General features: G+C 66.0%; 9 protein-coding genes and 1 pseudogene. All 10 read right to left on the bottom strand.

Annotated features, from left to right (window positions below; translation table 11 throughout):
• Positions 1–130: 130 nt before the first annotated feature.
• Positions 131–2887 carry a type VI secretion system Vgr family protein gene (locus tag ACFW0B_RS23950; RefSeq protein WP_449151459.1) on the bottom strand — a complete coding sequence of 919 codons (2757 nt, stop codon included), beginning with the start codon at positions 2885–2887 and terminating at the stop codon, positions 131–133.
• Positions 2888–2889: 2 nt separating this feature from the next.
• Complete coding sequence (tssH, locus tag ACFW0B_RS23945) at positions 2890–5538, bottom strand: type VI secretion system ATPase TssH (protein WP_449151458.1); 2649 nt, start codon at positions 5536–5538, stop codon at positions 2890–2892.
• Positions 5539–5638: 100 nt separating this feature from the next.
• Complete coding sequence (locus ACFW0B_RS23940) at positions 5639–6130, bottom strand: Hcp family type VI secretion system effector (RefSeq protein WP_271411941.1); 492 nt, start codon at positions 6128–6130, stop codon at positions 5639–5641.
• A 13-nt stretch (positions 6131–6143) separates the two neighbouring features.
• Positions 6144–7865, bottom strand: a complete 1722-nt coding sequence (locus ACFW0B_RS23935; protein WP_449151457.1) for an OmpA family protein — start codon at positions 7863–7865, stop codon at positions 6144–6146.
• Between the two features lie 10 nt (positions 7866–7875).
• The gene (gene tssL / locus ACFW0B_RS23930) at positions 7876–8556 is read right to left on the bottom strand and encodes a type VI secretion system protein TssL, short form (RefSeq protein ID WP_449151456.1); all 681 of its coding nucleotides are present in this window, start codon (positions 8554–8556) and stop codon (positions 7876–7878) included.
• Complete coding sequence (tssK, locus tag ACFW0B_RS23925) at positions 8553–9908, bottom strand: type VI secretion system baseplate subunit TssK (RefSeq protein ID WP_449151455.1); 1356 nt, start codon at positions 9906–9908, stop codon at positions 8553–8555. Before tssK ends, tssL begins: the two co-directional genes overlap by 4 nt.
• A gap of 24 nt (positions 9909–9932) precedes the next feature.
• On the bottom strand, positions 9933–11471 hold the full coding sequence (gene tssC, locus ACFW0B_RS23920) for a type VI secretion system contractile sheath large subunit (protein WP_449151454.1): 1539 nt from the start codon (positions 11469–11471) through the stop codon (positions 9933–9935).
• Between the two features lie 30 nt (positions 11472–11501).
• Positions 11502–12005 carry a type VI secretion system contractile sheath small subunit gene (gene tssB / locus ACFW0B_RS23915; RefSeq protein WP_449151453.1) on the bottom strand — a complete coding sequence of 168 codons (504 nt, stop codon included), beginning with the start codon at positions 12003–12005 and terminating at the stop codon, positions 11502–11504.
• A gap of 436 nt (positions 12006–12441) precedes the next feature.
• Positions 12442–12600, bottom strand: a pseudogene (locus ACFW0B_RS23910) (TauD/TfdA family dioxygenase); the annotation flags it as partial.
• A gap of 445 nt (positions 12601–13045) precedes the next feature.
• The gene (locus ACFW0B_RS23905; protein ID WP_449151452.1) at positions 13046–14017 is read right to left on the bottom strand and encodes a GGDEF domain-containing protein; all 972 of its coding nucleotides are present in this window, start codon (positions 14015–14017) and stop codon (positions 13046–13048) included.
• Between the last annotated feature and the right edge of the window lie 4 nt (positions 14018–14021).

Here is a 14021-nt window from a genome sequence, read left to right as displayed (position 1 = left end):
GGCGCGAAGGCCGACTGGCTGATGAACCAGTCGGGGGCCGAGCAGGCAGCGTAGGCGTCGCCTTCTTCGGTGTTGATCTGGTTGAGTTCCTTTTCACGAATGCCGTTGTAGGGTTTCCGCTCCATGGCGCTCACTCCTTGCTTTGCAAAAGGCTGTGGAGGGAGCCGGCGCTCGGGCTGTCAAGCTGCGCGCGTTGACCTTCAAGCGGATGGCCCTGCTGCGCGGCCGGTTGCTGGGCCTGGTAATCCAGGGCCGCCCGTGCATAGGCCTCGCTATCCCAGTCGTTCTGTTCGGTGTGCAGGCGAATCCGTATCTGCTGGCCCGGGTAGCTGAGCCAAAGATCGGAGGTCCTGTAGTGGTCGAACAGCTGGCTCTGCTGTTCGTCGTCCAGCAGGACCTTGCCCTGGGCGTCGCTTTCTCCCTGCAGCAACGGCTCGGCGGCATTGCCCCGATGGATGACCCATGGCGTGTGAGCCAGCGCGAATCCCTCCTCGCCCGGGACGTCCTGCAAGCGGATGTTGAAAGTCGGGCGTACCGGCAATGCGGGTGGAGCAATCGTCAGGGGGAGCACAGGCATGGTCAGCGGCTGTGTGGCCGGCCCCTGGTAATCGAAGTGCGCCGCCTTGATCAGGTAGTCACCCTGGGTACCCGACTCGATGCTGCAGGCATCGAGGCTGATGTAGGCGCCGCCGGCGTTGAGGACGATCTTCTTCTTGGCGCTGATGCGGATTTCGTCTTCGCTGCTGGTGATCTCCAGGCCGTGGCGGGCGAACAGTTCCAGGCGGTCGTTCTGCGCCTGGATCTGCACCGCGCCCTGGTTGGCGATGAGTTTCAACCCCAGCTTGCGCACGAACAGGCTGACGCCCTCCCCCACCCCGATGAACAAGCGCTTGACCACGCTCACGGCGGCGTCGTTGCCGGCGTTGGCGATGAGGTTGCGCTCGGCGGCCAGCTGCAGATGGTGGCCACTGCTCAGGGCGATGCCCCGCGGGGCGCTGAGCAGCGCCACGGCGCCTTTCAACTGGTCGAGCTGCTCACTCAGCAGGGCCAGTTGGGCTTGCACGTCGGCCGGGTCGGCTTGGGCGGTTTCGGCATCGTCGGATAGCTTGCGCATCTCGCTGCCGGCTTGTTCGAGGCGGGCCACGGCCTCCTGCATGGCCAGCACCTGGCCCTGGGCACGGGGTTGTTCATCGGCGCTGATGAACAGCCCCTTGCCCGCGCGCAGCGCGCCCCAGCCATCGCTGCGCAGCTCGAAACCTTCGCCGCGCTGCTGCCGCTGCGCGTCCACCAGGTGGCCGAGGTTGAGCTGGCTCTTGCCGCTGTGTTCGGTGCTGAGCTTGATGTGCTCCTGACCACGGGTGTCGTCCAGGCGCAGCTTGTTGTTGGCCGGGGTGCGCAGGACATTGCGCTTGTAGTTGTTCAGGGTGACGTGGTCGGGGTGGCGACTGTCGTGCAGGGCGAAGGCGATGTAGCCCTTGTCGGGGTCGCCGTGCTCGAAGGCGATGGCCACCTCGGTGCCCTGGATCAGCGGCAGGTGCAGGCCATAGGTGTCCCCGGCGTAGGGTCGGGCGAGGCGTAGCCACAGGCTTTCCTGGCCGGCGGGCCAGGTGTCGCGGTCGAAGAGGAAGTTGACCTTGTAGCGGCCTTCGAGGTCGATGTGGCTGTAGAGGTCGTCGGGTTGCGGGCTGGTGACCCGCGCCGGGATGGTGCCGGCGATCAGCGGTTTTTCCCCCGGCGGCGGGCGAAAACAGATGTGCTCGACATAGGGAATGGCCTCGAAGCGGACCTCGAAGCTGCGGTCGCGGGCGGCGCTGGCGGTCAGGCGGGTGATGACGGCGCCGGGGGCGAAGGCCGCGGGGGCACCGCCGTCGATTGCCAGCACCTGCCCAGGGGTCAGGGTCGCACTGCTGGTGATGCCGGTGAGGCGGGTACGGGCATTGAGGTAGCGCTCGTGGCGCAGACGGGCGAAGAAGTAGCCGCTCTCGCTTTGCAGGTCTTCGTCCTGGGCGTAGGCGTCGCCCAGTTCGGTGTAGGGCTCGGCGTAGTGGTAGGCCTCGCCGTAGGTGGTGGGGTCGCCCCGGCTCTGGTCGACGTCACCGTCGAGCCGGGCGGCGGCATCGCGCGGGTCGTAGGCGCGGATGTGGATGTCCCGCTCCACCACGCCATGCTGCGATTGCAGCGCCCAGACCGCGTCCTGCCCCGTGGCGCTGGTGCCGGACGGCGGGCGGTACGGCAAGCGGACATCGAACTGGTAGTGGCGCTGGTCGTCGTGGAACTGGACGACGTCGATGTCTAGTCGCTCGTCGGCGGTGAAGCGGTACCAGATGCCGACGTCGGCCAGCAGGCGGTCGATGAAGGCCAGGTCGCTCTCGCCGTATTGCATCACCTGTTCGCGTTTCGGGTACTCGCGCTTGAGGTCGAAGCAGACGTCCTGCCCCGTCCACTGGTGGCGCTCGCTGCGCAGGATCTGCTCGACGATCTCCGGCACCGACAGGTGCTGGTAGATGCGGTACTGGCGGCCGCGCCCGAGCAGGGCCAGGCGCGGTTGCAGCGTGATCGCATAGCGGGCTTCGTCGTTGGAGCCGGAGAGGCGCCGGAAGCCGGTGACCACCCCATGCAAGGTGCGCAAGGGCCGGGCCGGCGGCAGGCTGAGGCCGACGAAAGGCAGTGCGGTGGGCGACGGATGCAGGCTGAAGCTGGCGCTCTGGCCCAGCACCTGCTCGGCGGAGAGGTCGCACTCGCTGGCGGTGAATTCCACCTGGTAGCTGAAGGGCTCGCTGAGGGCTTCGGTGCCCGCGAAGGCGAGCACGTCGAGGGCGGTGTCGAGGCCACGGACCTGGAGCTTGTGGCGGCTGTGGTCGAAGAAGGGGCGGGTTGCGGCGAGCATGTTCAGGCCTCCTCGGGCTGTTCCAGCCGGTCGGTGAAGTGCAGGGTGATGCCCTCTTCGGCGCTGTAGCCCAGGCAAACGCCCCGGGTGCCCTGCTGGGCGGCCTGGCGCTGCAGGAGCTGCTGGCTGAGCACAGGGAGGATCTGCTGGTTGAGCAGGCTGTCGATGTTGCGGGCGCCGCTGTCCGGCAGCAGGCAGGCGGCGACCAGGGCATCGCCGAGGGCGTCGTCGATGTGGCAGCCCAGGCCGTAATGGCGCCGCAAACGAGTGGCGACCCGGGCGAGCTTGATGTCGACGATGCGCCTGAGCGAAGCGGCCTGCAGCGGGCGGTAGACCAGGGTCTGGAAGCGCGCCAGCAGTGCCGGCTGGAAGTGCTCGCGCAGCACCGGGCGCAGCAGTTCCTGCAAGGTGCCATCGGTGGCGTCGGGTTGTTCGTGCAGGCAGGCCTCGAGCAGGTCGCTGCCGAGGTTGGAGGTCATCAGGATGACGGTGTTGCGGAAGTCGATTTCGCGGCCTTCGCCATCGCGCATGAAGCCGCGATCGAAGACCTGGTAGAACAGGTTGAGCACATCGCGATGGGCCTTCTCCACCTCGTCGAGCAGTACCACGCTGTAGGGCCGCTGGCGTACCGCTTCGGTGAGCACCCCGCCCTGGCCGTAGCCGACATAGCCCGGCGGTGAGCCCTTGAGCTGGCTGACGGTGTGGGCCTCCTGGTACTCGGAGAGGTTCAGGGTGATCAGCGATTTTTCGCCGCCGAACAGGCTGTCGGCCAGCGCCAGGGCGGTCTCGGTCTTGCCGACGCCGCTGGTGCCCACCAGCAGGAACACCCCCTGGGGGGCCTTGTCGTCGGTCAGGCCGGTGCGCGCGGCGCGCAGCCGCTGGGCCAGGGCGCCGAGGGCGTGATCCTGGCCGATGACCCGCTGGCCGAGGTTCTGCTCCAGCGCCAGCAGGCTGGCCTGTTCGTCCTTGAGCAGGCTGCCCAGCGGCACCCCGGTCCAGTCGGCGACCACCTCGGCGACGTTGCGCGCGGTGACATCGAGGGACAGCAGCGCCTGATCGCCCTGTGCTTGTTCCAGGCGCCCTTGCAACTCGGCGCAGCGCTCCGGCTGGCGGGGTTCTTCCTGGCGTGCATCGAGCAGTTGCAGGCTCAGGTCGAGCTCGAGACGATAGCGACGCTCCAGTTCCATGCGCTGTCGCGACAGGTCGGCGTGCTCGGCGGCGATGTCGCCCAGTCGATCGGCAGGGGCCCTGCCGCCCAGGTGGGCGTCTGCCTCCAGGGCCTGCTGCTCCAGCCCCAGCGCGGCCTGGCTCGCCTTGATGCGGACCAGCGCCTGGGGTTCGCAATCGAGGCTCATGCGTACCCGGGCACTGGCGGTGTCGAGCAGGTCGACGGCCTTGTCGGGCAGTTGCCGGCCGGTCAGGTAGCGGCGCGACAGGCTGACGGCCGCCTGTACGGCCCCGTCCTCGATGTGTACGCCGTGGTGGCTGGCGTAGCGGGCCTTGAGGCCGCGCAGCATGAGGCAGGCGTTGGCGTCGTCGGGCTCGTCGACCTTGACCACCTGGAAGCGCCGCTCCAGCGCGGCGTCGCGCTCGAAGTACTGCTTGTATTCGCTCCAGGTGGTGGCGGCGATGGTGCGCAATTCGCCACGGGCGAGCGCCGGCTTCAACAGGTTGGCGGCATCGGCGCCGCCCGCCTGGTTGCCCGCGCCGATAAGGGTATGGGCCTCGTCGATGAACAGCAGGATCGGGGGTTGCGCTTGCTGCACCGCATCGATGATGTGCTTCAGGCGCTGTTCGAACTCGCCCTTGACGCCCGCGCCGGCCTGCAGCAGGCCGAGGTCGAGGGTGCGCACGCTGACGGGCTTCAGGCTGTCGGGGACGTTGCCTTCGGCGATACGCAGGGCCAGGCCTTCGACCAGCGCGGTCTTGCCGACACCGGGGTCGCCGACCAGGATGGGGTTGTTCTTGCGCCGCCGGCCGAGGATGTCGATGACCTGGCGGATTTCGTCGTCGCGCCCGAACACCGGGTCGATACGCCCGTCCCGCGCCTTGGCGGTTACATCCTGGGTGTACTTGTCGAGCAGCGCTTGCCGGGCGCCGTCGGTTCCGGTGGAGGGGGCGGCCAGTGGCTCGACGCGGGGCTCGCCCCCTGAGAGGCCAGCCTCGCGTTGGACCTCGGGGCGTTCCTCGGAGTGCTGATCCAGCAGCGGCACCAAGCGCTGCAACTGGGCGTCGGTGAGGCTGAGCAGCGGCCAGGCAGCCTCGCATTCGAGCAGGCTGGGCGACTCCAGCAGGGCACCGAGCAGGTGCAGCGAGCGCAGCCTGTCGTTGTCATCGTCGAGCGAGGCACGCAGCCAGGCGTTCTTGATCAGTTGCTGGAGCTTACCGCCAAGTTGGGGCTTGTCATGCACGCTGCGGGGCAGGCCGTCCAGGTGGTCGAGCAGCGCCCGCCAGAGCGCATCGAGATCCCACTCGTAGCGGCGCGCGATGAGTGTGAGGTCACCCTCCCCTTGCTCCAGCAGCTTGAGCAGCCAGTGTTCGAGGGTGATCTGCCCATGGCCGCGGCTTTGGCACAACGAGGCCGCGGCACCGAGCGCCCGGGCGCAGTAGGGGTTGAGGCGGCGAAGCAGGCTGGCGGAGTTCTGGGCCATGGGCGGTGTGCGTCCTTGTACGAAGTTCGTGGCGCTTGCGCGCCCGGCGGGGCGCGCGTTGGGCCAGCGGAGCGCGAGGCTCCGCCGGCACGGTCAGGCGTCAGGCGCTCTGGCGCTCGTTCCAGGAATCGGCGTGGATGATGTTGCCGTCCTTGTAGGTCCAGGTGATCTTCTCGTAGCGCAACTCGACCTGTTCCAGGTGGTTGTGCTTCTCCTTGGACGGGTCCTTGATGTCGTGCATCTTGGGCGCGACTTTCACCACCTTGACGTTCTCCAGCTTGGTGATGAAGTACTCGACTTCCTGGCCGGCGTCGTCGATGCGATACCACTTGAACTCGGCGCTCTTGAGGGTCTGGCCGGTGGTCACCGCCTTGTACAGGTAGGGGCTGGAGGCATCGATTTCCTTGGTGAAGAGGAAGGGGGTGTGGACCCGGGTGCCGGTCAGCTTGCCGGTGTTGTTGTCGGTGGGGATGTACAGGCTGTGATCCTGCGCGACGACCTCAATGCTTCCCTCGCGTTTCTGCACGTCCACCGAACCCTTGATGTCCGCGCCGCCGTCGTCCTGCAGCCAGAGGTATACGGGAATTGCCATTTGAAGCTCCTTCTCAGAAATTGACAGCCGCGGAGCGCGACTGAGGCTTGCCTTCCGGCGCCACGGTGGGCAGCACGCAGGCCCCCACCTCCGGCACCAGACGGATATCGACGCGCCGGTTCGCGGCGCGCCCGATTTCGGTGTCATTGCTGGCGAGCGGCTGACTGGAACCGAAGCCCTGCACGGCGAAGCAGCTGTCGGGGATATCGCCCATGCGCTGCATCCAGTCGCGCACGGCGCCGGCACGCTCGCGTGACAGTTGGAGGTTCTGCTCGACATTGCCGGTGGCATCGGTATGACCGGTGATGACGATCAGCCAGCCGGGCTGGGCCTTGATGTCGACCAGTGCGCTGATCAGCAGCTTGGTCGACTCGGGCTTGAGCCTGGCGCTGCCCACCGCGAACAGCGAGAGGCTGTCCAGCCGAACGACTTCGGGCATGCGCTTCTCCACCACTTGCGGTACGCGGTAACCCGCGATGGCATCCAGCAGTTCGCGCCGCAGGTGTTCGCCCTGGTACAGGCCGAGCCCGAGCCAGGCCGGCTCGCCATGGCGGTAGTAACCATCCAGGCGCGCAGCGTCGTCACGCAGTACCGACATGGCCGCTTCAGCCGTCTGGCTGCCATGTTGCGCCTGGGGAATGTCCAGGTAGCGGCGCAAGTCATCGCCCACCAGGCGGGCCAGTTGCCTGTTCTGCCAAGCGGAGCTGGCCAGTGCCGTCAGTAGCGTGGCCGCGAACAGCCAGAGCGCGGTGATTCCGGCCCGACGCAGTGGCGTATCCCGTACCTTTACCGGCAACAGCGGCAGCAGCGGGTCCGGGAAGGGCAGCCGCGTCGGAGCTCCGGGAGCGGACAAAGCCCTTTCACCCAGCGCAGTCTTGTCATGCAGCCATCGCTGCCAGAGGTTTCCCGCCACGCCACCAGGCGCTTCCGGCACCAGCGCGATTGCGCAGGCCACCGCCATGGCGGCGGGATCGCGGACTTCACCGGCGACGAGATGCGCCTGCACCTGCTCGCGCACCCAAGCGGCGGCGCTGTCCAGCAGGACGCCGCTGCGGAGGCGAAGTGCCGATGCCTGAAGGTCGTCGACCTGCTCCTGCCATTCGCCAAGGGTGGCGCGGGCGCCGGCTTCGAGGACATCCGGCTGGCGCGTACCCGCCGTCCAGCAGAACCAGGGCCCCTCTGCGAGGCCGCTCGGCACGTAGGTGACCTGAAGCAAAGGCAAGGCAGCGCCATGCCGGCGAGCCAGCGCCAGTTGATGGCGGAAGGTGCGCAGCTGCCCGTGCAGCTGGGCGGCATCCCGGTGCTCGCCCGGATTGACGATGAAGAGGACGCAAAGCTGCCCTTCCCAGTGTGGCCGGTGCGCCAGGACACTCTGGACCACGTGCGGCAGGCGCTCGATTTCCCCCAGACGCAGATAGCAGCCCTGCGCGGTCGTCCTCAATGCGAGGTCATCGACCTCGGCAGTCCCGAACAGTCCATGCTGGCCATCGCCACAGACCAGCACCACCGGTTGCTGGAATCCCGCCGCCGGCAACGACACCTCGCCGCCCAACGAGAGAGCCCGGCGCTGCCTCGCGGCACGCCGCCCCGTGCGGCGCCAGGCCAGGACGGCAATCAACGCGATGAACAATGCGGCACTCCCGCGCTGCCATCCGCTCAACGGAAAGGCGAACGTCAGCGCCAGGAGAAGCGAAGCGCCCCACAACCAGAGTCCACGCGTCAGCTTCACGCTCATCGGCCCCCCGTCACAGCACACCCGGCATCAGCGCGGTGACCGCGTTGGCCAGCAGGTGATTCAGCCCCCACCAGGCGCAGGCGAGCAGCGCCGTGGCCATGCCGAGTTGCATGGCCGGGCTGCGCAGCGCACGCAGCACAGGAGCGCCCCATCCGCTAGCTGAGCCACAGACCAACGCGTGGCGCGTCGCCAAGGGCGCCACCCGGGCATCGAGGGTCCGCAGCAATTGCTCCCGCTCTGGATGCTGCAGGTCGCGGTAGCGTCCCTTGAATCCCAGCATCAGCACACGCTGGTAGGCCGTCAGAACCTGTGGGTCCGGCGCGGGTTCACGGAGGACTTCGTGCATGTCCTCATAGAGGAACTTCCCCGCCTGGTGGCGGTTGAAGAACTTCGCCTGTAGGGGTTCACGTGCCCACTCGGCATGGGCGTCGTCCTTGGCGAAGCCGAGCACGGTTTCATCCAGCAAGGCGCACAGGGCATAGCTGATGTGGTCGATGCTCCGCTGGCTCATGCCGACGTCCTGCAAAGCCTGACGGACCGTTTCAACCTGCCCGGAACAGTGACTCCAGAGGGCGCGGCCGCTACTTGCCGTCGCCCCCTCGCGCAAGGACACCACCAGCAGGTAGCTGTCCTGCAACAACGCATCGATATCGACCGCCGGCAGCCCGGCCATTTCGGTATGCCGACTCATGAGCGCAGCACCGCAAACAGTTCGAGCCTCGCATCCAGCAGCGTGGCGGGGACATAGAAGGCACAGACGCCCGCGGCCAGCATGGCCCGGCCCTTGGGATGCCCGAGGTCGAGCGCGAAGTACTGGTTTTCCAGGCGTAGCGGGATGGCGGCCGGGACATGGTTGAGCGGCTGCAGCGGAACGCCATCGAGCGCCGCGTTGACCAGATGATCGACGTCATCCGGGGCGCCGACCTTGCACAGGCGCGGCAGCTGGCTCTGCAACTGCGCCGCCGGTAGGCGCGAGCGCACGGACAGGTAGAAGTCGGCGCCGCCCGGCTCGCGCAGGCGCGGATCGTTGAGCGATACCTGCCAGCGATTGGCGCCGCCCTCTTCCAGCTCCAACGCGATGACCCGCGATGGCAGGCTGGCTTCGAGCAGGGTGGAGATCATGCCCATCAAGGGTGGAAAGACCGTTTCCAGTTGTTCGTGCCGGTACGCCGGGATGCTCTCGATGTCATGTTCCAGCGAGAAGGTCAGCAGGCTGCCGGCAAGCTTCACCAGCTCCAGGTAAACCTGCTCCGGGTGACGTGCAGGATGTGCCCGCAGGTCGGCGAGGACCGGCTGGTAGGTATTGAGCGCATTGAGCAGCCAGAACAGCGAGACGTCGGCCACGGCGAAGTCGGCCATGCGTTGGTTGCTCTCGCGGCGCATGCCCATCAGCCGTTGGCGCTTGGCGGACAGCTGGCTAAGCAGGTTTTCCAATTGCGTCTGGAGCCCGGCGTGGGCAGCGAAGCTCAGCAGCGGCGGAACGTACGCCGGATCGAGTGTCCAGTTGCCCTGAGCGTCACGGGTCAGGCGAGCGACCTGACACGTCAGGTATTCACCGTTGTCATCGCTGCCCAGGCGCAGACGAAGCTGATGCTCCATCACGCTGACGGACTGCTCTTCGTCGCCGTAGAGGTCCTGCACCGTGCGCCAGCCCTGGCGGTAGCGCGTGGGCCGGTCCTCCTGGCCGCCGTCGAGGATGCAGTTGTTGCCGTTGCCCTGTTCCAGCGGCAACGCCAGCAACAAAGAGGCGCTCCGGGTGTCGTCGGCCAGCACGTGGGACAGTTCCAGTGCAGGCGGCAGGCGATCGGCGCGATCCGTGTCGATCAGGGTGCCATCCGGCATCCGCAGGTAAAGCCGGGAAGCCTTGAGCTTCCCGAACCTCAGCGCGTCCATGTCGAATGTGGCCGCGAGCACACCCCAGGGGTGCACCAGGCTGAGCTGGGCAATGCATTCGTTGGTCCAGGCCTCCCAGCGTGCCTGCTGCTGGAACTGCTGCGGGGACAGGAGCGTCCCCGCAGCCCATAGGGGGCGGTCGATGTTCATGACGTCGTATCCCTATGGCGTGGTTCAGGCCTTGGCCTTGGGCATCTGCGAAACCAGCGACAGGTTGACGTCCATGCCCTCCACCTGGAAGTGCGGCACGGCGTACAGCTTGACGCGGAAAAAGCCGGGGTTGTCGTCGATGTCTTCGACTAGCACCTTCGCTTCGCGCAGCGGGTGGGAGGCCTGCAGGTCGTCACTGGGGTCAGTCATCTCGGTGACCAGGCCACCGATCCACTTGTTCAGCTCCAGCTCCAACACGCGGCGGTCCTTGGTGGTACCGATATTTTCCCGCTGGATCAGCTTCAGGTAGTGGGCGATGCGCGACAGCAGGAAGATGTACGGCAGGCGGGCGTTGATGCGGCTGTTGGCGGTGGCATCGGCCGTGTCGTACAGCGCCGGTTTCTGCGTCGAGTTGGCGGAGAAGAAGCAGGCGTAGTCCCGGTTCTTGTAATAGGAGAGCGGGATGAACCCCAGGTTGGCGAACTCGAACTCGCGAGTTTCCGGAATCATCACTTCCGATGGGATCTTGACCTGGTTGCCGGTACCCAGGTCGTAGAGGTGAATCGGCAGGTCGGTCACCGCGCCGCCCGATTGCGGGCCGCGGATCTGCACGCACCAACCGTTGCTGATGAAGCTCTTCACCATGTTGGCGGCGAAGGCGAACGACGCGTTGGTCCACAGGTAGCGGTTGTGGTCGGGGCCCTTCACGCTCTCGACGTAGTTGAAGCTGCGCACGGGAATGGTGTCCGGGCCGTAGGGCAGGCGGCCAAGAACACGTGGCAGGGTCAGTCCGATGTAGCGGGCATCGTCGCTGTCGCGGAAGGACTTCCACTTGATGTACTCGGCACGATCGAAGTAGTTGCCGATGTCCTTGATGGCGGCGACCTCCTCCATCGATTCCTTGCCGAAGAAGGTCGGGCCGACGGCGCCGATGAAGGGCATATGCGCCGCCGCGGCGACCTTGGAGATGTTGCGCAAGAGGGCGATGTCCTGCGGGCCGCGGCCGAACTCGTAGTTGGAGATGGCCGCTGCGATCGGCTCGCCACCAGGCGTGTCGTATTCCTGGGTGTAGGTGTGCACGTAGAGGCCGCTCTGGGCGATCTCCGGAGCATCCTCGAAGTCCTGGATCAGGTGATCCTTGCTGACGTCGAGCAACTCGATGCGCACGTTCTGGCGGAAATCGGTCTGGTCGATCAGTGACTTGACGCCACGCCAGGTGGACTCGACGCGCTGGAAGTCGGCGTGGTGCATGACCGCGTCGAGCTGACGGCTGATCTGTTCGTCGAGGGAGGCGATGTGTTCATCAAGCAGGGTCCTGTCCAGACGCTCGACCTTCTGCGATGACTGCTTGAGCAGTTCAAGGAAAACGCTGACCGCCGCTGTCACCCGCTCGTCAGCCGAGGTTTCGGACAGCGCTTCGGTGTCCTGGAACGCGTCCAGCTCCCCCAGCTCGCCGATGGGGCAGAGGTTGATCTTGCTGAACAGCGAGGCATAGATGCTGAGGTTTTCCCCACTGGCCACTGCGGTGCCATGCGAGGCTGCGGAGGTGTGTTCTACGGACATGCTTGACCTTCCTTTGACTATCCGGATGCGTTAGCGGGCGTCTTGCGGAGCGAGTGCCGCGAGTTCGGCACGCAGCTCGTCGCTGAGGGCATCGTCCTTGAGGATGCGCTCCAGCTCGTGACGGAACGTGGCGTTGTCCAGCAGGTTGGATTTCAGATCGCGCAGCAGATTGCGCATGGCAAGCAGGGCGCGGAGCTGCGGAATCTGCCGAGCGACCTGCTCGGGCTCGAAGTCCTTCATGCTGCGGAAGGCCAGTTCGACGGAGGTTTCCGACGCGTCGTCAGCCAGGGTGTTTTCCACCGCCAGCTTCAGGCACGGGGAGAAATCGGCAAGCACACTGTCGAAGTTGTTCTTGTTGATGTTGACCTTGCTGCGTTCGGACAGCGGACGCGCCTCCTGCCCATTGCTGTAGTCACCCATCAGCATCAACTTCAGGGGAAGTTCGACCTTCTTTTGCGCGCCGCCGGTATGCAGGTCCAGCTTGATGTTGATCCGTGCCTTGGGCACTTCGTTTTGGAAACTATTCGATGCCATGACTACTCCAGGTATCTCCCGCAGGAGGTCGGATGAGAGCGGTCGAGCAGGAATTCATGACCACAGTCGAGTCGGTTCCCGTGCCGTCTGGTCGATTGAAATAAGTGAATTCCATTTCGCACTCGTTACTTGCTTGGAAGGGGTGTGACTTGGAAGGCGATCGCCATGTTGGCGAGCAGGTGGTTATTTGGTCCGATAACCGCAACGTGACGAAATAGGCCCATCCCGATCGATACTGAGGAATGCTCTGAAGACGCAGAGGGAAATGGTTTAGGCGTTTCGGCCTACCCACTTCTCACAATAAAAAATGTCCGCCAGGCATTGCCCGGCCCACTGACCAGCCCCAGGCGCAAGGATTTCGGTGCGCGCAGCGCACCCTACAGAAGCAGAAAAGCCCCCGCCGGATCGCTCCTGCGGGGGCTTTTTGTCTGAGCAATCAGCTCTTGCGAAGGATCTGGCTGCGCTGCCCGCCGATGCTCGCCGGCACGTCTCCGGCCTGGGTCACGCGGCGGACGATGCACGGCTGAGTGTCGTAGTCGTCCACAGCGTAATGCTGGGTCGCGCGGTTTTCCCAGATCGCCACGTCGCCAGCCTGCACATGGATCAGGTCATGTCCGCCATGGTGCTGGTGGGTCTGGTCGGCGCCCTGCTCGGCGCTCTCGGACAATGCATCGAAACGCGCGCGACGCGCTGGAGACACGCATGAATGCTTTCAATCCCCCGGCCCGGGAGCGGCCAACCAGCTCCACGCCATCGCGCCCCTGGTCAGCTTCGATCGGGTCGGCAAGGTCTTCTCGGTGGATGGCCATCTACCTGCCCCACTGCGGCAGCGGGTGGAGGGGGTGCGGCCGGAGTTCATTGCGCTGCAGGTGTGGCTTCAGCTGTGTGCGAATTCATTCGCGATTGAAATCGCTCCCACACTGCACGCGCGCCCCGACCGGCTACGTAGGTTGGGCTGAGTTCGACGAAGCCCAACGATTCCCCGCTCCGTGTTGGGCTTCGCTGCGCTCTGCGCCAACCTACGGGTCCACGCGCTGAGATCAATCGGCCAGCACGATCTGGTCCTTGCCGCCGCGCTTGGCCTGGTACATGGCGGCGTCGGCGCGGGCGTAGAGGCTGTCGAGGTTGCCGTCGTCGCGCAGGTTGGCCAGGCCCTGGCTGACGGTGATGCCGAAGTTCACACCGTCGACAGTGAAGGCCAGGCGGTGGACTTCCCGCTGCAGGCGTTCGGCGATCTGCATCGCCAGGTCCGGCGGGCAGCCGGGCAGCAGCGCGGCGAATTCCTCGCCGCCGATGCGGCCGAACAGGTCGCCCCGGCGCAGCGTGTCGGCGCCGCACTGGGCGATGCGCTGCAGCACCTGGTCGCCGGCTTGGTGGCCGTGGGTGTCGTTGATCTTCTTGAAGTCATCGACGTCCAGCAGGATGAACGCCAGCGGCCTGCCGAACTGCACGGAGTGCTCGAACTCGCGCTGGGCGCATTCGAAGAAGTGCCGGCGGTTGCTGCTCATGGTCAGCACGTCGGTGGTGGCCAGACGGTGCAGTTCGCCTTCCAGCCGTTTCTTCTCGGTTATGTCTTCGGCGATGCCGACAACGATGGTCGACTGCCCTTGCCCGCCGCGCTGGCTGATGAAGCACTTGTCGCTGATCCAGCGGAGCTGGCCGTCGGCGCGGATGATGCGGTACTCGCGCGCCTCGATGGCGCCCTTCTCCAGCACCTCGGCAAAGCTCTGCGCGGCGTACTCCAGGTCGTCCGGGTAGATGCAGTTGCGCCACTCGTTGTAGTCCGCCAGCAGCAGGGCCGCCGAGCGCCCGAACATGGTTTCGTAGGCGGGGCTGACGTAGATGATCCGCTGGGCCTCCCAGTCGAAGGCCCAGAGCACGGCATTCACGCTGCCCAGCAGGCTGCTGTAGATCGCTTCGCGCTCGCGCAGCCGTTCCACCTCGCCACGGCTGTGCAGCAGGGCAAGGGTGAGCTTTTCCAGCTCGCTTGGGGGTTCGAGGGACGTATCCATGCGG

Origin of the sequence: Metapseudomonas phytobenefica (assembly GCF_043392685.1) — a bacterium.
In the GTDB taxonomy this organism is placed as follows: Bacteria; Pseudomonadota; Gammaproteobacteria; order Pseudomonadales; family Pseudomonadaceae; genus Metapseudomonas.
Note: the sequence above shows the minus strand (reverse complement) of the source record. Positions and strands in the feature narration are given on the sequence as shown.